Source organism: Sphingobacterium puteale, from assembly GCF_003627955.1.
GTDB lineage: Bacteria > Bacteroidota > Bacteroidia > Sphingobacteriales > Sphingobacteriaceae > Sphingobacterium > Sphingobacterium puteale.
The window spans coordinates 83,369-103,376 of record NZ_RBWS01000001.1 but is presented as its reverse complement, the minus strand read 5'-3'; the positions used below and the strand labels follow the sequence as shown (position 1 = coordinate 103,376).

General features: G+C 40.4%; 18 protein-coding genes. 7 read left to right on the top strand and 11 right to left on the bottom strand.

Translation table 11 applies throughout. The annotated features are described in order from the left end of the window. The first annotated feature begins 102 nt into the window (after positions 1-102). The 3 genes from D7322_RS00460 (at position 103) to D7322_RS00450 (ending at position 2,658) form a co-directional block, all read left to right on the top strand. Complete coding sequence (locus D7322_RS00460) at positions 103-1,071, top strand: polyprenyl synthetase family protein (protein WP_121120526.1); 969 nt, start codon at positions 103-105, stop codon at positions 1,069-1,071. An 83-nt stretch (positions 1,072-1,154) separates the two neighbouring features. Beyond that, on the top strand, positions 1,155-1,931 hold the full coding sequence (locus D7322_RS00455; protein ID WP_121120525.1) for an amidohydrolase: 777 nt from the start codon (positions 1,155-1,157) through the stop codon (positions 1,929-1,931). A gap of 283 nt (positions 1,932-2,214) precedes the next feature. Beyond that, on the top strand, positions 2,215-2,658 hold the full coding sequence (locus D7322_RS00450; protein ID WP_108635019.1) for a MarR family winged helix-turn-helix transcriptional regulator: 444 nt from the start codon (positions 2,215-2,217) through the stop codon (positions 2,656-2,658). A 136-nt stretch (positions 2,659-2,794) separates the two neighbouring features. On the opposite strand, the gene D7322_RS00445 is transcribed toward D7322_RS00450, so the two are convergent. The 4 genes from D7322_RS00445 to D7322_RS00430 all read right to left on the bottom strand — a co-directional run bounded on the left by D7322_RS00445 (position 2,795) and on the right by D7322_RS00430 (position 8,186). After that, a complete protein-coding gene (locus D7322_RS00445) occupies positions 2,795-4,351 on the bottom strand; it encodes an FMN-binding glutamate synthase family protein (protein ID WP_121120524.1) in 1,557 nt (518 codons plus the stop codon). 186 nt (positions 4,352-4,537) lie between these two features. After that, on the bottom strand, positions 4,538-5,299 hold the full coding sequence (locus tag D7322_RS00440) for a Rossmann-like and DUF2520 domain-containing protein (RefSeq protein ID WP_121120523.1): 762 nt from the start codon (positions 5,297-5,299) through the stop codon (positions 4,538-4,540). Beyond that, on the bottom strand, positions 5,299-7,758 hold the full coding sequence (locus D7322_RS00435; RefSeq protein WP_121120522.1) for a heme lyase CcmF/NrfE family subunit: 2,460 nt from the start codon (positions 7,756-7,758) through the stop codon (positions 5,299-5,301). Before D7322_RS00435 ends, D7322_RS00440 begins: the two co-directional genes overlap by 1 nt. A gap of 20 nt (positions 7,759-7,778) precedes the next feature. Beyond that, entirely contained in the window at positions 7,779-8,186 is a 408-nt protein-coding gene (locus D7322_RS00430) for a cytochrome c maturation protein CcmE domain-containing protein (RefSeq protein ID WP_104383916.1), read from the bottom strand. A gap of 457 nt (positions 8,187-8,643) precedes the next feature. Here D7322_RS00430 and D7322_RS00425 point away from each other — a divergent pair, with 457 nt between their 5' ends. Further along, positions 8,644-9,603, top strand: a complete 960-nt coding sequence (locus D7322_RS00425) for a lipid A deacylase LpxR family protein (protein WP_121120521.1) — start codon at positions 8,644-8,646, stop codon at positions 9,601-9,603. Here the strand turns inward: D7322_RS00425 and D7322_RS00420 are convergent. Then, complete coding sequence (locus tag D7322_RS00420) at positions 9,600-10,859, bottom strand: dicarboxylate/amino acid:cation symporter (protein WP_121120520.1); 1,260 nt, start codon at positions 10,857-10,859, stop codon at positions 9,600-9,602. The genes D7322_RS00425 and D7322_RS00420 overlap by 4 nt on opposite strands. 422 nt (positions 10,860-11,281) lie before the next feature. On the opposite strand from D7322_RS00420, the gene mnmD reads away from it, so the two are divergent. Together mnmD and D7322_RS00410 are read left to right on the top strand one after the other, a co-directional pair. Then, positions 11,282-11,950, top strand: a complete 669-nt coding sequence (gene mnmD / locus D7322_RS00415) for a tRNA (5-methylaminomethyl-2-thiouridine)(34)-methyltransferase MnmD (RefSeq protein WP_121120519.1) — start codon at positions 11,282-11,284, stop codon at positions 11,948-11,950. Between the two features lie 38 nt (positions 11,951-11,988). Then, the gene (locus D7322_RS00410; RefSeq protein WP_121120518.1) at positions 11,989-13,653 is read left to right on the top strand and encodes a hypothetical protein; all 1,665 of its coding nucleotides are present in this window, start codon (positions 11,989-11,991) and stop codon (positions 13,651-13,653) included. On the opposite strand, the gene D7322_RS00405 is transcribed toward D7322_RS00410, so the two are convergent. Continuing rightward, the gene (locus D7322_RS00405; protein ID WP_245971211.1) at positions 13,626-13,775 is read right to left on the bottom strand and encodes a DeoR family transcriptional regulator; all 150 of its coding nucleotides are present in this window, start codon (positions 13,773-13,775) and stop codon (positions 13,626-13,628) included. The genes D7322_RS00410 and D7322_RS00405 overlap by 28 nt on opposite strands. Positions 13,776-13,911: 136 nt before the next feature. Here D7322_RS00405 and D7322_RS00400 point away from each other — a divergent pair, with 136 nt between their 5' ends. Further along, positions 13,912-14,157, top strand: coding sequence for an RpnC/YadD family protein (locus D7322_RS00400; RefSeq protein WP_147430273.1), 246 nt, complete (start codon positions 13,912-13,914; stop codon positions 14,155-14,157). Between the two features lie 180 nt (positions 14,158-14,337). Here the strand turns inward: D7322_RS00400 and D7322_RS00395 are convergent, their stop codons facing one another. The 5 genes from D7322_RS00395 to D7322_RS00375 all read right to left on the bottom strand — a co-directional run bounded on the left by D7322_RS00395 (position 14,338) and on the right by D7322_RS00375 (position 19,862). Continuing rightward, positions 14,338-15,072 (bottom strand): hypothetical protein, encoded by a 735-nt coding sequence (locus D7322_RS00395; RefSeq protein WP_121120516.1) that lies wholly within the window; start codon positions 15,070-15,072, stop codon positions 14,338-14,340. Positions 15,073-15,649: 577 nt separating this feature from the next. Further along, entirely contained in the window at positions 15,650-16,339 is a 690-nt protein-coding gene (locus D7322_RS00390) for an SMUG2 DNA glycosylase family protein (protein WP_121120515.1), read from the bottom strand. Between the two features lie 94 nt (positions 16,340-16,433). Next, positions 16,434-16,931, bottom strand: a complete 498-nt coding sequence (locus D7322_RS00385; protein WP_121120514.1) for an FKBP-type peptidyl-prolyl cis-trans isomerase — start codon at positions 16,929-16,931, stop codon at positions 16,434-16,436. Between the two features lie 37 nt (positions 16,932-16,968). Further along, positions 16,969-18,969: a thioredoxin domain-containing protein gene (locus D7322_RS00380; protein ID WP_121120513.1), complete on the bottom strand. Its 2,001-nt coding sequence runs from the start codon at positions 18,967-18,969 to the stop codon at positions 16,969-16,971. Positions 18,970-19,019: 50 nt separating this feature from the next. Continuing rightward, positions 19,020-19,862 (bottom strand): hypothetical protein, encoded by an 843-nt coding sequence (locus D7322_RS00375; protein WP_121120512.1) that lies wholly within the window; start codon positions 19,860-19,862, stop codon positions 19,020-19,022. Between the last annotated feature and the right edge of the window lie 146 nt (positions 19,863-20,008).

Below are 20,008 nucleotides of genomic sequence, written 5' to 3'. Positions count from 1 at the left end.
ACTTATACAAATGTACAATTTTGAGCTGACTTGCTTTGGTGGTACAAAATTGCCATTTCTATATGTTATTGCTATATTCGCATGATTCGATCGTAAAGATATATGCAACACTTACAAAAGCTCGTGATAGAGGCGATAGAGACAAGTCAATTTCCTGAAACTCCAACAAATTTATATGATCCGATACGGTATATATTGACTTTGGGCGGCAAGAGGGTTAGACCAGTGCTTACATTGATGGCGGCCGAGTTATTTGGCATGCAAGAAATGGAAGAAATTATTCCGGCGGCAAAGGCTGTGGAATTTTTTCATAACTTTTCCCTGATACATGACGATCTGATGGATCAGGCACCCTTGCGGAGGGGAAAAACCACCGTTCATGAAAAATGGGATGCAAATATTGCCATTCTGTCCGGAGACGGACTATTGGTCAAGGCTTACGAAGAAATCTCCAAATGTAATCCGGTCTATTTGCCGGCAACTTTGCGAATTTTGAGTAAGGTGGCCATGGAGGTCTGTGAAGGCCAACAGCTCGATATGGATTATGAAAGCCGTGGATCATTGCTTATGGAAGACTATTTGGAGATGATCCGTTTGAAAACATCTGTCCTCTTAGGGGGGGCATTGCAATTGGGCGCTATTCTTTCAGGAGCGAACGAACAGCAGCAGCAACTGATCTATGATTTTGGGGAAAATGTTGGTTTGGCTTTCCAGCTGCAGGACGATATATTGGATGCCTACGGCGATCCCGATACTTTCGGCAAAATCGTTGGCGGTGATATTATAATCAATAAAAAAACCTTTTTACTGGTTAAATTGATGGAGGTTATTGCTCCGGAGGATGTTCCCATGATGCAACATTTATTACATGCAACTGTCGAGGCGGTTCCAACCAAAGTCGAAGATATGCTCAAATTATACGATAAGTATCAGGTCCGAAAATCGGCAGATGAACTAAAGGATGTCTATACACAGCGTGCATTTGAAAAAATGAGCGCATTGGATGTACCAAAGGAACGTAAGGAAGCGTTATTACTGTTAGCAAATAACCTTTTGGTTAGACAGCAATAGATAGAAAATTCCATTAAAATTCGTATTTTGCCAATAAATGGCTATTTTGTACTAAATAATTAAATAAATTTTAGATAACGTTCATGGATCCTTTAAAAATTACCGTATTTCAAGCATATTTATTCTGGGAAAATATTGAAAAAAATCTGAATAATCTGGCATTGAGGCTATCTGCGTTGCGCGAAAAAACAGATTTGATTATTTTACCGGAGATGTTTAATACGGGATTCACGAACAACGTCGAAAAATGTGCCGAACCGGCCAATGGTCCTACCACGAGATGGCTGTTTGAAATGGCAAGTTCATTGAATTGTGTTGTCGCCGGATCATTGATCATTGAAGAGGGTGGAAAATACTACAACCGCTTTCTATGGATGTTCCCTGATGGCAAATATGTGAAATACGATAAACGTCATCTTTTTGGCATGTCAAAAGAAAGTGAGTATTTTGAGCCCGGCAAGGAACGCATTTTAGTCGATATCAAAGGTTGGAAAATATGTCCTATGATCTGTTATGATCTCCGGTTCCCGGTCTGGTCTAAGAATCAAAATGCAGCATACGATATTCTTGTTTACACAGCTAACTGGCCTGATAAGCGCTCGGCACATTGGAGAGCACTTATCCCTGCACGTGCTATTGAAAATCAGGCTTATGTTGTCGGTGTGAACCGGGTTGGGCACGATGGCAATGATATTTATTACTCGGGTGGATCAATGTGCATATCACCGTTAGGTGATGTTGTCTACTATAAACCCGAAGATGAAGACCTATACACCTTTACCTTAAATCCGAATGACCTGCTAGAGGCACGTGAAAAATTCCCGTTTTTAAAGGACTCTGATTCATTTACAATCGGATAACACTTCTTACTGCGGGAGAATTCCTCCCAAAATTAGGTATAAAGACAAGCAATTTTATTTTGTTTGTATCCCTTTTATTCCTAAATTCAGTCTACTATAAATCGTTTATGATGATTTATTAACATCTATTTATTGCATGTTGATAAAATTTGTTTGACACAACTGTAGAAAAGCGTACTTTAGGCTAAGTATTAGCCAAAATAAGTTTAGTTTTTTTTATCTTGATTTGAGCATAATATGATTAGCAACATAAGTTGCGTAAACAACCATAACCATAATTTATATGTTAGACCAAGATTTAGTATCGCAAGAGTATTTTTATAATTTCCTGACTGGGAAATATTCAATCGCTGTTATGCGGAGATTGCAGCGTAATCTCAAGGAGGCAGGCTTAAGTATTACATCAGAGCAATGGAGTATTATGTATAATCTGTGGGTAGAGGAGGGACTGACCCAACAGGAGCTGGCGATCCGTACATTCAGGGACAAGCCAAGTGTAACGCGCCTGATCAATAATCTGGAGCGGCTTAATCTGGTTATCCGTGTTAATGATAAAAACGATAGACGTTCGAATTTGATCTATTTGACCAAAACCGGCCGCAAAATGAAGGATGAAGGTATGAAGCAGGCCAATAATACGATCGAACAGGCATTGGGAGGATTGACCGATGATCAAATTGCACTTTCGCATACCGCGTTGCATCGCGTATTATTCAATTTGAAATAATATCGGGAACATACTTAGGAATCACATGGATTATGAAATTAGCTGAACCAAAAGGCCAATAGGGGAAAGGAAAATAAGAAGCCCTCAGCGTTAATAACGACTGAGGGCTTCTTGTATATAGTTGCTAGACCAAAGATTAATCTTCGAAAAGCTTGCTTTCAAAGTCCGTGTGGCTATTGACCAATTTTCCTTCGGTGCCAAAATAGATCTCCTGAAAACTTAACGTCCGTATTGCATCCACTTTGCGATAGAATTTGTCTGCGGATACGTCGGCCAAGGTTTTGAACCCACAGGCTTCCATGATCTCAACGGTGGCGCGTAGTGTATTGCGGTGGAATTGAGCAACACGTACATACTTGTCGTTGACATCCAGTCCTTTGTACAGATGCGGCTGTTGCGTGGCAACACCGACCGGACAAACGTCTTCGTTACATTTTAGGGCCTGAATACAACCTAGAGCGAACATCATTCCACGTGCACTATAACATGCGTCGGCACCCAGAGCGATCACTTTTAAAATATCAAAACCAGTGACGATACGGCTTGACACAATTACCTTGATGTGTTTTTTCAGGCCAAATGCAATCAGGGTTTTGGTTACAAATGCCAATGCATCATATAGCGGCATGCCGAGGTTGTCCGTAAACTCCAGTGGCGCGGCCCCTGTACCGCCTTCAGATCCATCGATAGAAATAAAGTCCGGGAAGATCTGCGTATTTTGCATGGCATGGCAGATGTCCATAAATTCGTGCTTATCACCGATACATATTTTAAATCCGATAGGTTTTCCTCCCGAAAGATCGCGCATCTGTTGGATGAAATACATCATTTCCGTTGGTGAAGAAAAAGCACTGTGTGCGGGCGGGGACATCACATCCGTGCCGGGGATGACATGGCGTATCGCCGCCACTTCGGGTGTATTCTTTGCGGCCGGTAAGATACCTCCGTGACCGGGTTTTGCACCCTGTGAAAGCTTAAGTTCGATCATTTTCACATTTTCACGGTTTGATTTTTCCCTAAAAAGTTCAGGGTCAAATTTACCTTCCGAATTACGGCAGCCGAAATAACCGGTACCTACCTGCCAGATCAAATCACCGCCGTTGTTGTGGTAATCACTGATACCACCTTCTCCGGTATTATGAGCAAAATTCTGTAGTGCGGCACCTTTGTTTAAGGCGGTAATAGCAGTTTTGCTCAACGCACCGTAACTCATTGCCGAGATATTGAATACACTTAAGCTATATGGCTTTTTACAGGCTTCATTTCCAACTTTAGTACGTAAATCATGGTTTTCAATATGGCAGGGAAATACAGAATGCGCAGCCCATTCATTACCAACTGCCTGTGGATCTGTTTGCATACCAAATGCAACTGTCTCGCGCTGATTTTTTGCCCGTTGATAGACAATGGAACGCTGTCTCCTATTGAACGGACGACCATCCATATCGGATTCCCAAAAGTATTGTCTTAATTCGGGACGAATGGATTCGAAGATATAACGAAAGTAACCAACCAAGGGATAATTGCGTAAAATTGCATGTTTGGTCTGGAAACTATGGTATAAGGCGATCAACAATAGCGGGAATGGAATGATCAATAACCAAAACCAGCTCGATGTAAATATAAAGCCAAATGATACAATGATTAAATTAATCACAATCATTATTGAAATAATGAGTTTTCTAACTTCCATAGAAAATACGATTGTTTAGTTTTAATTCGCTATTTTAATGTTTAGTCCAATTGAATATATTATTGCTCAATTAGCATTCCAAAATGCGCTTTTGGACAGAGCAAATGTACTAAAGTTCCCTAAGTAAATAGTTATATTTACTATGCTAGAATAAGTTTTGATAAGTTTATAACTGTTTCTAATAAACTATTTTCTTTTAGTAATCTGATGCGACAAAAGTTGATAGATTTGCTGTAAATCTGGTTTATTGCTAATAAATTTCAAATGTTTTTGCTGTGTTGCTTCATCTCCCCGGATTGCCGGACCTGTCTGAACTGTTATCGGAACGTGATTTTGAACCTTTTCTGCCGTTTCCAAAATGATCGGTCTGACCAGATCAAAGGAAAGATTATGCTCTTCTAACAGCTCATAAGCGAATTGATATAAAATATTTGAAAAGTTGTTGACCATGACTGAAGATAGGTGGATCGCCAATCGCTGCTGTGAATTACACAGGATGCTTCGGGAAGAAAACGTGCGTGCCAGCTGAAGTAAGCTGTTCGCAATGCTTGTATCGCTGCCTTCGACGCAAAAGGGAATAAGTGAAAAGTCAACGATTTTGTTTTTGGAGAGCGATTGCGGAGGATAGATGACACCATAATTCCTGAAGCGGTTTAAAATAGCCATATCGGTAGCTCCAGAGCAGTGCACAACAATTCCATTGATGTCCTGTGTCATTGTTTCTACAAGTCTGGGAATAGCTTGGTCAGAAACGGCGATAAGATAAAGATCGGCATTACGCAGCAGTTGGGATAGATCGTCTATGCCCGGGCATTGAAGCGCAAAGGCCAATGCATCCGCATTGGCCTTTGTTTTACTATAGATTTGAACGATCTGATGTCCCAGCAGTTGAAATGCTTGTCCGAAATGTGTTGCGGCATTTCCGCTTCCTAAGATAACAATGTTCATTATTTTGCTTGTTTTCGTTTTTCCTCTTTATTTCTTCTGACAATAGACATGATAAAACCAATAGTCATGACAATCGTTCCACACCAAAAGAAATTGATGTAGGGGAATTTGATCGCTTTAAAGACCACCCATTTTTTCTCGGGCAATGGTTTTTGGTAGACCATGATTTCCAGTTTATCCTTGTCCGGTTTGATTCCCGTAAACCTAAATTTAAGACCTTGATCAGTGACGTCTTTATTGAAGTCATAAACTCCACCATCCTTAATCAAGTAAATGGGCTGCACTTCGTATTGTTTGTTATCCGCTGCAAAGACCTTTATTTTTAAACCCACCATCACATCGTTAGGACCTTTTGGGATTTTTTCTAATTGCGCTTCTTTATTCAGTCCCTCAATGACATAATACCCGTTGCGATAACGTAAGGTATCACCGATGCTGACTTGATAGGTCGCAGGTTCTTCATAATCTTCAAAACCTGTTTTTTCCTCGTCCGCTACTTTGGCGTGCTGCGCCTGACTTTCAGCTGCAGCTGCAGTAATCAGCGTATATACGTCATGTGTAATATAGTGTTTGGTAGCCGGAGTACCAATCAGACCGCCCATCTTGGCATTGTTTTGCGCGAAAGGCTGTAGCACAAATTCTTCTTTCACTTTACCTGTTTCCTCGTCAACACGTTCGTATTTGATTTTGTAATAGGTATTTGGTGCTACAATACTGTCACCGATATAGGTGATTTTATATTCACCCATCTGCACGGGCTGTCCTTCGGTTAGGAATAGGTTCTCTCCCGGCTTTTCGACTTTATCAAAACCAGATACAGCGATATAGCCTGTATTGTTGACAGAGATAACCTCGTTTGTCGCTGCAGCGACCATAGCACCGATAAGTAGCAGTCCAAAACCAATATGGGCAACCGAAGAACCTGCCAATTTCCACTTACCTTTGACTGCATCACCCAGCACCCGGATATTCGCCAGAATACAAAAGATGCTGGCAAAAGTGATCAGGATATAGATCAGGTTGGTATATGTTTTGGTAAAATAAGAAATAATTGCTGTCAGGATAATGGCTACAGCCAGCGATGCTACAGTAGATGCTAAAAACTTGCGGCTATCCGTGCGTTTGTATTTTAAGAACTGTGTAAATCCGGTCATAATCATGACGATAACCGCGAAACCGGACTGCCATTTATTATAATGTTGGATTGGTTCCAGGGGAGGTGCTACCTTGGTGCCAAAAATTTTGTTAAATACCGGAATGGAGGTAGAAGCAATGATCTGTGCACAGGCAACAGTCAGTACCAAAGCACCGATAAATAACCAGAATTCTCTGGAATAAATATCTTCGTCTTTTTCAGTAATCGGCATTTCTTTCTTTTTAACAACAAGAAAGACAACCATAATCGCTAAAAATGCAACGTTAAATAAGATCAGCTGTCCGCTCATACCTAAGTCGGTGAAAGAGTGAACGGAGGTTTCGCCAAGAACACCGCTACGCGTCAGGTAAGATGCATAGATTACCAGCACAAAGCTGATCATCGCCAGAAATGTTGCTGTAAAATACGAATGGCCCGAGTTTTTATAGGCAACCATGACATGTACCGCCGCGATCAAGGTAAACCAAGGAATAATAGACGCATTTTCTACAGGATCCCAAGCCCAGAAGCCCCCAAAGTTAAGTGCTTCGTACGCCCAGAATGAACCCATAATAATGCCGGCTCCAAGAATCATGACCGCAAATAGTGCCCAGGGTAAAGCTGCATTGATCCATTCTTTATAGCGTTTGGTCCATAAAGCACCTGTCGCATAAGCAAAAGGAACAATCATCGATGCAAAACCAAGGAATAAGGTCGGTGGGTGAATCACCATCCAATAATTTTGCAGGAGTGGATTTAAGCCGTTACCGTCTTTAATTAGTGATAAATAGTTTGCTTCCTTCAGGATAGGGAAGTTCATTGCGTCACGTAAAAGGATAAATGGGGAACTTCCGATACGTAATCCCAATAATTCAACGCCTATGATCATCGAGGCTAAAAAAGCTTGACAGAGCATCACAAAAGTCATCACGGAAGTTTCCCAGCTTTTGGCTTTGAATAGTAATATCGCTCCTAGTACCGTTTGCCAAAAGGTCCACAGCCAGAAACTTCCTTCCTGTCCTTCCCAAAAGCTCGAAATAATATAATATGTGGGTAAGTCTCTCGAAGAGTGTGCAAACGCGTAATTATATTCAAAAAAGTGGTTGTAAATAATGTAAAACAAAGTTGCGCCGACGGCTACCACAGAAACTGCATTAATCCAGAATGCAATGCGGGCGATCTTTTTCCATGAAGTCTCTTCAGGGTTTTTAGTCGCGAAAAAATAAGCGATACAAGATAAAAGTGCGGCACCAAAGGAAAGAACAATAAAGAACTGTCCGATCTGCCCGGGTAGCAGGTGCTCACCAACGTAATTAACGTCCATTGAAAAATTGATTTTACAGATTAATTATTGAAAGCTGTGGCATTGATTTCCGTCACGACCGATTTATCGTTATATTTCGAAGGACATTTCATCAATATTTTACTCGCTCTAAACACATTACCGTCCATTTTACCAGTCAATACAATCTGTTCTGAACGCTCTATGTCCTGAGGTTTTGCACCTCTGAAGACAACCTCACACTCTGTACCATCATTGTCGTACATGAAAAAGCTGAATTTGTTGGCATCTGTCTTTGGGTCATAGTGGAGCGCCTTATCTTTGTTGAGCTGGCCGACCACATATAGTTCTGTTTTCTTTTCTTTTGCCTCGGAAAATGTCGAGTAGGTACTTGAATCCGTATAGATAACAAGTATCATGGCAATTGCCACTGCAATAATAGCGATTAGAATGATGGAACTTTTTTTCATCCGTTTAATTTGTTTGTTCGTTTAGTCTATTTCCTCTTTAAGGCATTCATGCTGCCTTCGGCGGTTTTGTTTGCGATGAAGCTATCATGAGCAACTGTTCGGGATATGATCTGAACAAGAGAGCATTTATTGACAGTTTCGTTCGTATTATTTGTTTATGTATTGCGACCACCTTCAGAGATCTCATGTTTCCCCTAAAATGAATTAGGTGTCAACATCAAAGAGCGCTTTGCATGCGATCATTTTGACAATAACTGACACTTAATCGAATGCAAAATTACAAATAGATTTGCGAAGAAAGGAATAATGCAACTTTTCGACATTATTTATATTTGTTCTAAATAGATTGTTGTATCTGAAAAAATGAGGTATATTTGGATGCTTTTGAATAATTTAAGTCGAGATTTAATATTTTGTCGCAGTTTATATCGCATGAATTTTACAATTGCCTGTTAATATGAGTGTTGCTTTGCGGTCGTTACTGCTCTTATATGGAATTATATTTCCATTTTTTTTGGTTTTTGGGCAGGTGAGGTCGCGCAATCAGGAGCTTTCTATTCAGAATGACAACGATGTCTATCTATTGATCGGCCAGGACAGGTATTATACCAATGGTATCAATGTCAACTATCGCATTGCACTACCGCCAAGTGGCACCTCAGAAATTTCAAATACAGTACTGGACTTTGAACTTGGACAACGGATCTACAATGGTATTAGCATGATGGATTACCGTCAGCGAAATAAGAAATATGACCGGCCTTTTGCGGGGTACCTGTATTTGAGTGCAGCGGCGACCCATTTTTTGAAGGCAGAGCAAGCTGTTGAACTGAAAGTGGAGTTTGGGCAAATCGGATCCCGGTCATACGGTGAGGATGCGCAGAAGTTTATCCACCATCTTTTTGGAATGTATGAGGCCACAGGTTGGGAAACGGAATTGCGCAATGCCTTTGGTGTGGATCTGCAGGCGAAATATCTGAAAGGAATGTACCGGAATGAATCGCAGTCCTTCGATCTTGGTGTGATGGGAAGAGGAGTTCTGGGCATGAACAATAGCAATATCGAAGCTGGAATTCCGATACGTGCAGGTAAACTTAAACCGTACCACGCTTCGACCTTTACCCATGGACATTTGACGCAGGACCGAAGTGACAACGAGAAGGAATGGTATTTTGTTTATCAACCTAGTTTTGCTCGCGTTTTTTATAACTCCACGATACAGGGCGGATTGGGGAAGGATGATCCTATCGGAGCATTATATCAGATTGAACCCTGGATGTTAAGTCACCGGATAGGCTTCAGCTGGTCCAACCACAAGGTCAATTACGGTATTAATTATATTTTCAATTCCAAGGAACTTAAGTCTGTCTTTCATCGACATCAATACGGACAGATATTCTTTGCTTATCGCTTTTAGCCGTTATTTACTGTTGTTTCGGTGATCGGGTCGGAGAGTTTCTGTCCGATGAGTCTGGTGGTCAACATCGCAGCCACGGTGTCGCCGGTCGCGTTGAGCATCGTCGCCAACGGATCTACTAAAGTCGCAATAATCATAATCGAGGGGATGACTTCTGTCGGCATTTGATAAACCGATATGATGAGCATCTCGCCGATATATCCACCGTTTGGAATACCACCGGCAACGATACTGACCAGCAAGGTAATCCCGACAGCCATAATCAGATTGGCAGGTACAAAAAAATCTTGTCCGCTCAACAGCAACGCAATGTAAATTTTAAAGATACAGGCGATGGCTGAACCATGTTTATGCAAGGTTGTGCCTAGAGGGATGACGACACTGGCAACGGTATCGGGTATGCCAATCTGTTTTGCTGCCAGTAAGTTGGCCGGCATGGTAGCGAGACTGCTGCAACTGCTGAGCGCAGTCAGAGAAGGTAAAATATTGTTCTTCCAGTATCGTTTGATGCCTTTGAAGCCAAATGCCAGAAAGGCAAATAAACTAAATATTGCAAAGAAATAAAGTATACCAAAGATATAATACAGGCCGATGGGTTTGGCATAGAACCCAAAGAGCTGTGGACCAAGTGTACCGACCTGGTAGGCAAAGTAAGCGCCGAGTCCGACCGGAGCAAGATTCATGACCATGACCAATAAATTGCCCATGACGGTATTTCCGGAATTGATAAATTTTCGGAACATGTCAGCAGAAGCACCGGATCTGCGTGTGGCGATACCCACTAAAAATGAGAATATCACAAAGGCCAGCATGTTCTGGCGGGACAATAGACTGGAAAATTCACTAACAGTCAGGAACCGGACCATTTTCTCGCCCCAGGAATCCTGTGCAGCTGTATCGATGACATCTTTGGCCTGCTCAATCGGAAGGTCTGAACTGACGGGAAACAGATAGAGGAAAATAACGCTGCTAACACCGGCAACGACAATTCCGACCACAAATACCAGCGACATCATGCCAATGATACGACCTAATACACTGTCGCCTTCGATATTGGCGACCGATGAGGCTATCGCAAAAAATACCAGGGGTATGACGCTGACAAAGAGCAGGTTTAGAAAGATATCCCCAATTGGCTTCAGGTTATTCACAAAATGTGGAAAAAATATGCCGATTAAACTTCCGATACTGATGCCAAGGAGCAGCAATAGGATGCTGCCATAGTTCCGTATAAAAGTTTTTGCTGAGTATGCCATTAGGTTCTGTGATTGTTTAGCGTTTACGACGCTAAAATAATCTTTTTATCTATTATTTTTATCCATTTAAATTAATTATAAGTATCGGTCGTGTTGACATAAATGAACTCGTTTACTCATTTAAAGGGTATTTTAAGCTCTTCGTAAATTCACTTCATTCGTTTCCCTCGGTTTAAGTGAAATGGTGATGGTTTCACTCCATAACATTTGGATAAAGATTAATTGGGATTTATTTGAGCCAGCTTTTTATCTTTGAGCGGATATAACTACAGAAGATCATCACTGTTGCTATGAGAACCTGAAAATGTGAATACTGCCTGCTTTACAGGCTTACGCTGTTTTTGTGTTGATCTGCTGTACCGTTTGTTAGATCGGTGATGCGTAAGAGATATTTGATTTTTTTAATAATGAGTATGACGAACATGGATTTTGTAACAACGGGAGATGGCTCGAAGACATTGTACAATGCCGAGATCGGCGAATGCTACCATTCAAAGCATGGTGCTGTCCAGGAAAGTAGGCATGTATTTATCAAAAGCGGTTTGGATCACTATGTGCAACAGACAGCAGCTTCGGATGTCTCCATTCTGGAAGTGGGATTCGGTACCGGACTTAACTTTCTGCAAACAGCAGAATATATCCGGGACAGATCAATTCAGGTAGACTATGTCGGAATCGAAGGTTTTCCGTTAGCGCTAGCAACCATTGCCGCAACAGGATACAATGAGACCGTCGATGCAAGCGTCTGGTCGGCTTATCTGAGTCACTATGAAGCGGCATTGCAGCAGCCGGTGCAAATTCACGAGCGTTTACAGCTCTACATTGCTCATACTTTATTGATGGATTTTCAATCCGAAAAACAGTTTGACGTGGTGTATTTTGATGCTTTTGCCGCCATACATCAGCCCGAGATGTGGAGTGATGCGGCATTGGCGCATGTCGCCCAGTTCGTTAAACCGGGCGGTGTTTTTGTTACTTATGCCATTACGGGTAATCTCAAACGTAGTATGAAATCTTTGGGTTTTTCCATCGAGAAGGCTCCGGGGGCACCGGGAAAAAGAGAAATGTTGCGGGCGACAAAACTATTGTGATTGTTATCTTTAGCATATCTTTTAATCAATTATAAATTATGAAGATTACTGAAATTTTATCCAAACAGAGTCCAACTAAACTTGCTAAAGCAGAAAAGCTAGGCGTTCGTGAATTAGAGGAAATTGACAATAAAGGGAACTATGTCGCTTATGTAGATGAGGGTGATGAGTCCTATGATGTAAACATTATGCTGGATAAAGATGCTATTATTGTACATTCTTGTGATTGCAATTCACGGGATTCTTTTTGTGTACATCAGCTTTCTGTTATTTCAGCTTTATCTCCAAAAGCAGGTCCTAAAACCACTAAAAATAAAACGAATAAAAAGGTTCCACCCAAAAAGATCAATGCGAGCGAGCAATTGTTGTTGACAATTGAGCAGGAAAAGCTTAATTCTTGGCTCTTGGAGCTCTTCAAGTCAAATAAAGATATTGAATTACAGTTTCTGCTGAAATTCGGGAAAAATAAGCATGAATTTCAAGCAACAGATGTCGCGAAGATTTTAAAAGATGCAGTTGTCTCGGTGGTGGGTAAACGCAAGAAGATAGAAGCTTCGGAAGTTAAGAAGATTGTGCAGCTATGGGAAAAGGCACTTGTGCCTTTTTGGGAGTATTTAGCGTTGAATATCGGAAATGAAAAGATCATCGATTTGTTTTCGGCAGTATATAATACTGTTTTGGATCTTGAATATAGCGTTTTTTATACTGGTACGCGTTTTAGAAAGTTTATTGAAACCGGAAATTCGAAAATCGCTGGAATCATCGCTCATGTTGATTCTGACATACAGTGGGCCGCATTGACAAATTCGTATTGGGATAAAATGTGGGCGGAGGAAAACTCACAGGGCGGTATGTTGGAATTATTTATACAGATCTACCAAAGCTCTACTGCGGGGCGAAAACGATTGCTGGCTGCGAAAATAGAAGATCTGATCGCTTCTCTTTTAGCAGGGGGCTATCACATGTCTGTAGTTGTTGATGGCTTTTTTTTAGACGTATTGCTTGAGAATAATATGTTTGAGGAAAAGGCTGATTACTTTGTGCCCCGCCAATGGGAAGCGAAGTATAATCTGAAATTAATAGAAGCAATCCGACATTTTGATTCCGACAAAGCCATTGATTATTGCAATAGGGTAATCGCTGGGAATGTGAATCCAGCATATAATGAACCTTTTTTGGACCTTCTAGAAGATATCTATGCGGATAATGGAGATTTTAGCAAGCTAGCTTATGTTAAAATGGAAAAATTTTCGAGCGCTCCAAATATCGCGGATTATGTTTTTATTATGGACAATTCCAACGATAAGGAGCTAAATAAGAAATTTAGAACGAAGACATTGAGTATGCTTCGCAATAATATGGCACATGAAAAATATGCTGAGTTATATTTCCGGATATTGGAGCACGAAAAGAATTATAAGAAAATGCTTGATCTTGTAGATTATCGCGTTAAGCTGTCTTTACTGCTAAAATTTTGGAAATATTTATACGCCACCGATAAGCTGGGGTTCTTGAGTATAATTGCGACTAGAGTTCAGATTGATTATCGGACAGATCCGTCCGATCTTGAACAGCTGATTCTGAAGATAACGGAAAATTATGAAAGCGATGTGATCAAGATAATGTTCAAGCCAGACTCGCGGTCGAGCCATCAACGAACTTTTAAGGCAATGGTTTATAGTAGATTGGAGGATATGAAGTGATTTGTACTTCTGCCCCCTGAATCTGTCTTCAATAGCACACCTTTATTGACCAGATCTGTAATATCGCGCAATGCTGTATCAGCAGATACGTTAAATATAAGGATTATTCTCCGCGTTTTCATAAACTTCATTGCCTAATTTTCGCAAAGAGGAGGTTGAGATAAAAAGTTTTATGGACATGTGGCTTTATCTTTTCAAACATATGTCTTTGGTCTTATCTTTGACATAGGAGAGGTGTCAAATCTAAATTCAGAAGATATGAAAGCATACGAATTGAGCCTTAAGGATAAGAGGGATGCGGAAAGTATCCGCCTTACAGCAGAACGTATAGGTATGGAAAAAGGCATGGAAAAGGGAATAGAAAAAGGTCGGCAGGAGGAACGGGCCAAAGCTGAAGCCGAGAAGCGAATCTCGGCCTTAAAGATGTTGAAGAGCGGTTTTGAACCCAAGGTCATAGCTGATATTATCGGACTGTCAATTGAAGAGATTGAGAAATTGAAATAACAAGTTTATTTAAATTCCCCTTAGTGATTTAAGCAACTTATTGTTTTTTATCAATAATAGGCAATTAAGGTATTCTCTCTATTGTACGTGGTATCCAATAACTGCTTCTGGGTAAATTATAGCTTCTGCCAAAATGTATTTAGTATAAGATCATTCCATCGTGCCAATACCTTGATTTTATTAAATAATAAACGCACCTACTATAGCGGCGGGATGCAAATCTTTATTGTTTAGCAGGGAATAATTTTCGCGGAATCTTTCATAGTATTCGATATTCATTCCAATAAGCACTGTCTCCGCATCTTGATCGTTTGCATCAAATAGTAATTCTTCCAATTCAACATCTTTTGAAGGTGCCTGTAAGTCTATCGGAATCTGGTGTTTATACCAGCGGATATATTGCTGCTTTTCGAAATTGAATATGGCGATCATCAAATTTATTTTCATGAGATTGCAGTATCTTGGGCGATGAATATCTTTCTGCATGTCAAACTTTGGGAACTGTATGGCGACTTGCTTTGTGTCCAACAATTTTATTTCTGGATCGAAATGCATGTAATCGTGCATGTGGCATTTTTCGACGAACTGGAAATTGATGAGACGATCGATTTTTCCACTTCGCATTGTTTTTTCGCCCACTGGGGCCTTGCTTGCTCGGGTTACTCGTTTTAAATGATTGATCAGGCGGTTGTGCATGGAACTGTCATGCATGTTTAGGTGTATTTCACCCATTATAGTTCTGATACGAGATCCCGCGGTACTAACATGTCCAAAATCTATAGCGGCTGCCTTTGTCGCTTTCGTTTGTTTTGTTTTGCGACCGGGGCCAGTTTGCACAATTGTTTTTTCATTTGATTTCCGAAAGACAAGGTTCCCAACCAAGCCCTTCAAACTACCATTTTCTAGAATAGCCATAGGTTGAATTTAAGTAATTAAGATGTTGAAAAACAAATAATTGTTTATTTTTAGGAAAATGAAAATTGGTAAGTATAGGGCTTTGTCAAAATGATAATTGCTGGTAAATGACAATTATGAAATTTGCAGTGGATTTTTTTGATTAACTGTTCAAGTAAAGATTATGGCGAATATCGCATGGATGCAAGACTTCTGCTTCGATGCCCTTTCGTATCTCCTTCGATACATCTCCGTGTCGGGGTTAGGGTGTATCCGTGGTGAGAGCGACATGAGTCCGTGGTGAGTCCGAGTTAAACTCGGAGATAAGGCGGTAGTAAGCCTCTCGGAAAATGCTCTTATCTGCTTTCAAGTACGAATAAGGCCCGAAGGTGCCTCGAGTCATCTTCGAACGACGGGTAAATAGTCGATAAGACACGGACTCGGTTCTCAAAGTAAAGCAATGACTCACTATTGGACCTACTTAAACGACTTACAGCTGGCCGATAGAGGAAGTAGCAAAATATCGCCTTAATAGGTGAGATTACTTATCAACATAAATAAGGTTGGTGTTCAGTAAATTAACACACTTATCCACATTTTACAAACTGCTTAATAATCGGATATAATTGTCAATATACAATTGTTTGTCTTTTGATTTATATTGTTGGATATAACGGGGATGATCCAGGATGATCATCTCTCCAAAAAGTTTCTCTTCTTTGTTGATTTTTGCGAGGAACGTCGCATTTTTCTTTCCGAGGACAAAGACTTCGTCAGTTTCCAGTCCCATAGAAATATGCTGCTTTAGGGATTCAATCATAAAGGGTTTCACCATTTCAAAAAGCTGCTTATCATCGTAATAGTTGGCATTTATCCAGCTGTCGGGCTTGGTATGTCTGACGATAGCTAAGGGAAAGGGGGAATTGATGTAAAATTGCTTATAGAAGATCTCAGGCCCGCCATAGGCTTCAATCATATCGTACATAAATACCGAGGAGATTTCATGTGTGTGTGCGGATTGCATTTTTATGCCACAGGCACTATACAATCGTTTGGTGTCGGTAAAAGGCACGCCAGTGACGCCAGCGCCATGTCTACTGGGGTTGATCCCGATGATAAACTTGCGTTTGAGTGTATTGTTGTAGTACTTATTGTAAAATTGTTCCATGACAACCAGCGTTTCAGGGTTATCGAGGTAGGGGTTGATGACATTAAAATCGGAAGGAAGGTCTCCCTGATAATGAAGCTGCTTGTTGAAAGAAATTACTTTTTCAGCAAATGTGAGCATAATGGGTGTTTTAGAAACAAGTTACATATTTTGAATCGAGTAAAACAAAAAAGGACGTCGATTAACGTCCTTTTTTGTTTTACTTGATCATTGATTAGTGACCTTGTGTGCCATCTACACCATGAGAATGTCCGTGAGACAATTCTTCTTCCGTAGCAGGGCGTACAGTTAAGATTTCGATATCGAAATTCAACGTTTTACCAGCCATTGGGTGGTTTAAGTCCGCAATAACAATTTCTGGAGTTACTTCTGCAACGACAGCGCGGAATTGGTTTCCTTGGTTGTCTTGCAAAGGCAATACTTCGCCTACTGGAGGTAAGCCAGTTTCTTTGAACATATCAACGGGCAATTGTGCGAATGCTCTTTCGTCTTTTTCACCGTAAGCATCTTCTGGTACCAATTCGAAAGAAGCTTTGTCACCTACATTTAAGTCAGCGATGTTTTCTTCAAATTTAGGCAACATCATACCTACACCATATAAGAAGTCTAAAGGTTGTTCTGCAGTTGTTTCTTCAACGAAAACTTTTTCACCGTTTTCTACTGTGTGAAGTCTGTAAGTCAATGCTACGACGTCGTTTGCTTTTATAGCCATCTGATTTTGATTTTTGGTAGCCTTGGACTACCGTTTATTAAATATAATTTATTAACGCTGTTATGGAATCTTGTGGAAGACTACAGGTCTTATTTTTGCAAAGATATGCTTTTGTTTCCTTTCCGATTCTATTCTCCAGGAGTGGAAGACTTTCTTCCGTCCCGCCGAGTACTATTTTATTGGGTATATAATATTGATCCAGTTCAGAGCGAAAAGCTAATGCCCCCTCGCCTGTCAATGCAATTTCATTGATCCCATATATTTCTTCTAGCAATAATATTGCCCAATTTGAATACGCGGAACCGTAAGTTTTGATTTGAGGAAATACATTCGCCAACAACTGATCAGCTATGGCGGTATAATTTTCATCGTCAAAAAGTAAACCCAGACGTTTCAACTGACGGACCATCGTTGAAGAAGAAGAGGGGATCACGTTATCCATGATCTCACTTTTTCGGGCGATTAGTTCTTCCGCTTCTACAGAAGTATAGTAGAATGTTTTTTGTTCGGGATCATAAAATAATGCGATGGCTTTGTCAGCAAGCTGACGTCCGATGATCAACCATTTTTGATCAAATGTCGCTTCATATAAAGCTATAAAGGCTTCTATCGTAAAAGCATAATCGTCCAGAAAACCTGATATTGCACGGTTTGCATCCTGCGGTTGATGTAATATATAGCTGTTCTCCTGAATAAGTTGTTCACAAATGAATGTTGCATTGTTCAATGCGAGATCCAGAAAATGCGTATCGCCAAGACTTCGGTATGCGTCTATCAATCCCTTTAATAAGAGGGCGTTCCAGGTTGTCAATTGTTTATGATCGAGTCCGGGACGAACACGTTGTTCCCGATAATCGTAAAGTTTTGTCTTCGATATTTTTAAAAACTCTGCCCATTCGTCAGGTGACATATTGACTTCTGTGGCAAGTTGGTCTGCATTAATGGCGCAAATGGGAACGTTTGTATGCTCTTCTTCCCAGTTTCCGATTTCAGAAATATTAAAATACCGGCGGAATAATTCCGCATCTTTACTTAGAACTTCATCAAATTCAGCTTTCGAAAAAGAGTAGTATTTCCCTTCGACGCCTTCGCTATCAGCATCCAAAGCACTATAGAAACCGTGATTAGGAGCCAGCATTTCACGCTCTGCCCAAGCAATTGTTTCTTCAATAATTCTTTTATAAAATGGATCTTTATTTTGTTGATAAGCTTCGGCATAAAGAGAAAGCAGCTGTCCGTTGTCGTAAAGCATTTTTTCAAAATGGGGGATATGCCAGTAGTGGTCTACTGAATATCGGGCAAAACCGCCGCCAATCTGATCATAGATTCCTCCCGAACCGATTTTTTTCAGGGTAAAATGGACGTGGTTCAAGATCGCCTGGTCTTCGTTTAGAACAGCATACTTTAAAAGGAACAGCCAGTTGTTGGGCAGGGGAAATTTGGGGGCTCTTTTGTAGCCTCCTTCTTTCTGGTCGAATGTTTCGCTCCATGGTAAAACGATGTCTTCGAGATCCTGGTGCGTGTATTGTTCGGGAATGGGGTGGATGGGAAGTTTCTCCGCCCGTTGGATTCCATTCTCCAATTTATTGGCGTAATCCAAAGCTACCTCGGGTTTTTCTTCCCACATCTGTGCAATCTGTAACAGGATGTTCTGCCAGTCATGGGGTTTGAAATAAGTGCCGCCATAAATTGGACGACCATCAGGTAGGCAGATGCAATTCAAAGGCCATCCACCGGCATTGGTCATTAATTGGACAGCGAGCATATACACTTGGTCAATATCAGGGCGTTCTTCGCGGTCAATTTTGATAGACACAAAAAATTTGTTCATGGTCTGCGCAATAGCCGAGTTTTCAAAACTCTCCCGTTCCATCACATGACACCAATGGCAGGCTGAATAGCCTATGCTGACAATAATAAGTTTATTTTCTTCCTTCGCCTTTTTTAAGGCGTCCGCTCCCCAGGGCATCCAATCCACGGGATTGTGCGCATGTTGCTTAAGGTAAGGAGAGTTTTCAAACTGAAGTTGATTCGCCATAGGACGAAGGTAGTGAAAAAGCCTCCATAACGGAGGCTTAAATATATTTTTTAATATTTGGGTTCTGCGATGATGAAGTAAGTTTCAATAGCATCTTTTGGAACACCTACTAAGGCGATTGAAGAGGTGCTGTTTTCCCAAATCGCTGTTGGGGCGTAAGGCAATTTGTTTTTGAAAAGCTGGGTATACTTCTCATCAAGTTCCGTTTGATTATTTTTTGTAGTAACAAATGTAGGCGTGCCATACGTTGCTTGTGCTACTTCCATTAAATATTCTTTTTCTTTTTCCGGAGTTTGCTTTGGAAATTGGTCACCATAATAGAGGCTCACATAACTATATGGATGTAGCCCTTTCGCATAAGTTTGATCTATGCGGTAGCCTTTTTTGTAGGAATAGGATTGTCCCACAATGCTATTACTCGGTGGTGTTTTCCAATTGACATTAAAAAAGTCTTTTCCTGCAATAGCTCTTAAGGTTAAACTAGATCTTTTTATAACTTTACTGTCTTTATAAAGTAGAAGGTCGAATTCATAATCACCAGGTTTGTTGAATGTGATCCCTCTATATGCCAGATTTTTCTCACTGCGTGTATTGTAATGAAGAACATCGTCAATATGCCATACTACGGAATCTACAAAAACGTTATTCCAATCGATAAATGATCGGTAATCCTTATGGTTTTCTTTGTCATATACTCCAATTAGTGTTTCGTTAAAAATATTAACCGTATTTACTTCAGTATGAACATTGATATTTTTAATCAACTTATCACTATAGGATATAGTTTCTTTTTCTTCTGGTGTAATTACTTCTGGTGTTTCAGGATAATTGTCTTTAGCGCAAGAAAATAAAATACATGTAATACAACTCGCAAAGAAATATTTTTTTAACATAAATTTGATTTTCTGTAAAAATAAAAAATATAAATGAAACTTACTTGTTGTGTGGCGTTTTGTTTTTTTTTTACGTTAAACTAATGCTTGGGCTTCATTTGTTGTAAATTAGATAGACTGGATGAAATCTCCAAGGAATTTGATTA

What these genes read in the sequence shown, in the direction of transcription:
- D7322_RS00420 (WP_121120520.1), bottom strand. Translation starts at nt 10,859, where the DNA reads ATGGCATACTCAGCAAAAACTTTTATACGGAACTATGGCAGCATCCTA.
- D7322_RS00435 (WP_121120522.1), bottom strand. Translation starts at nt 7,758, where the DNA reads ATGGACGTTAATTACGTTGGTGAGCACCTGCTACCCGGGCAGATCGGA.
- D7322_RS00405 (WP_245971211.1), bottom strand. Translation starts at nt 13,775, where the DNA reads ATGAAAACGCGGAGAATAATCCTTATATTTAACGTATCTGCTGATACA.
- D7322_RS00430 (WP_104383916.1), bottom strand. Translation starts at nt 8,186, where the DNA reads ATGAAAAAAAGTTCCATCATTCTAATCGCTATTATTGCAGTGGCAATT.
- D7322_RS00425 (WP_121120521.1), top strand. Translation starts at nt 8,644, where the DNA reads ATGAGTGTTGCTTTGCGGTCGTTACTGCTCTTATATGGAATTATATTT.
- D7322_RS00380 (WP_121120513.1), bottom strand. Translation starts at nt 18,969, where the DNA reads ATGGCGAATCAACTTCAGTTTGAAAACTCTCCTTACCTTAAGCAACAT.
- D7322_RS00385 (WP_121120514.1), bottom strand. Translation starts at nt 16,931, where the DNA reads ATGGCTATAAAAGCAAACGACGTCGTAGCATTGACTTACAGACTTCAC.
- mnmD (WP_121120519.1), top strand. Translation starts at nt 11,282, where the DNA reads ATGGATTTTGTAACAACGGGAGATGGCTCGAAGACATTGTACAATGCC.
- D7322_RS00445 (WP_121120524.1), bottom strand. Translation starts at nt 4,351, where the DNA reads ATGGAAGTTAGAAAACTCATTATTTCAATAATGATTGTGATTAATTTA.
- D7322_RS00400 (WP_147430273.1), top strand. Translation starts at nt 13,912, where the DNA reads ATGAAAGCATACGAATTGAGCCTTAAGGATAAGAGGGATGCGGAAAGT.
- D7322_RS00395 (WP_121120516.1), bottom strand. Translation starts at nt 15,072, where the DNA reads ATGGCTATTCTAGAAAATGGTAGTTTGAAGGGCTTGGTTGGGAACCTT.
- D7322_RS00450 (WP_108635019.1), top strand. Translation starts at nt 2,215, where the DNA reads ATGTTAGACCAAGATTTAGTATCGCAAGAGTATTTTTATAATTTCCTG.
- D7322_RS00440 (WP_121120523.1), bottom strand. Translation starts at nt 5,299, where the DNA reads ATGAACATTGTTATCTTAGGAAGCGGAAATGCCGCAACACATTTCGGA.
- D7322_RS00390 (WP_121120515.1), bottom strand. Translation starts at nt 16,339, where the DNA reads ATGCTCACATTTGCTGAAAAAGTAATTTCTTTCAACAAGCAGCTTCAT.
- D7322_RS00375 (WP_121120512.1), bottom strand. Translation starts at nt 19,862, where the DNA reads ATGTTAAAAAAATATTTCTTTGCGAGTTGTATTACATGTATTTTATTT.
- D7322_RS00455 (WP_121120525.1), top strand. Translation starts at nt 1,155, where the DNA reads ATGGATCCTTTAAAAATTACCGTATTTCAAGCATATTTATTCTGGGAA.
- D7322_RS00410 (WP_121120518.1), top strand. Translation starts at nt 11,989, where the DNA reads ATGAAGATTACTGAAATTTTATCCAAACAGAGTCCAACTAAACTTGCT.
- D7322_RS00460 (WP_121120526.1), top strand. Translation starts at nt 103, where the DNA reads ATGCAACACTTACAAAAGCTCGTGATAGAGGCGATAGAGACAAGTCAA.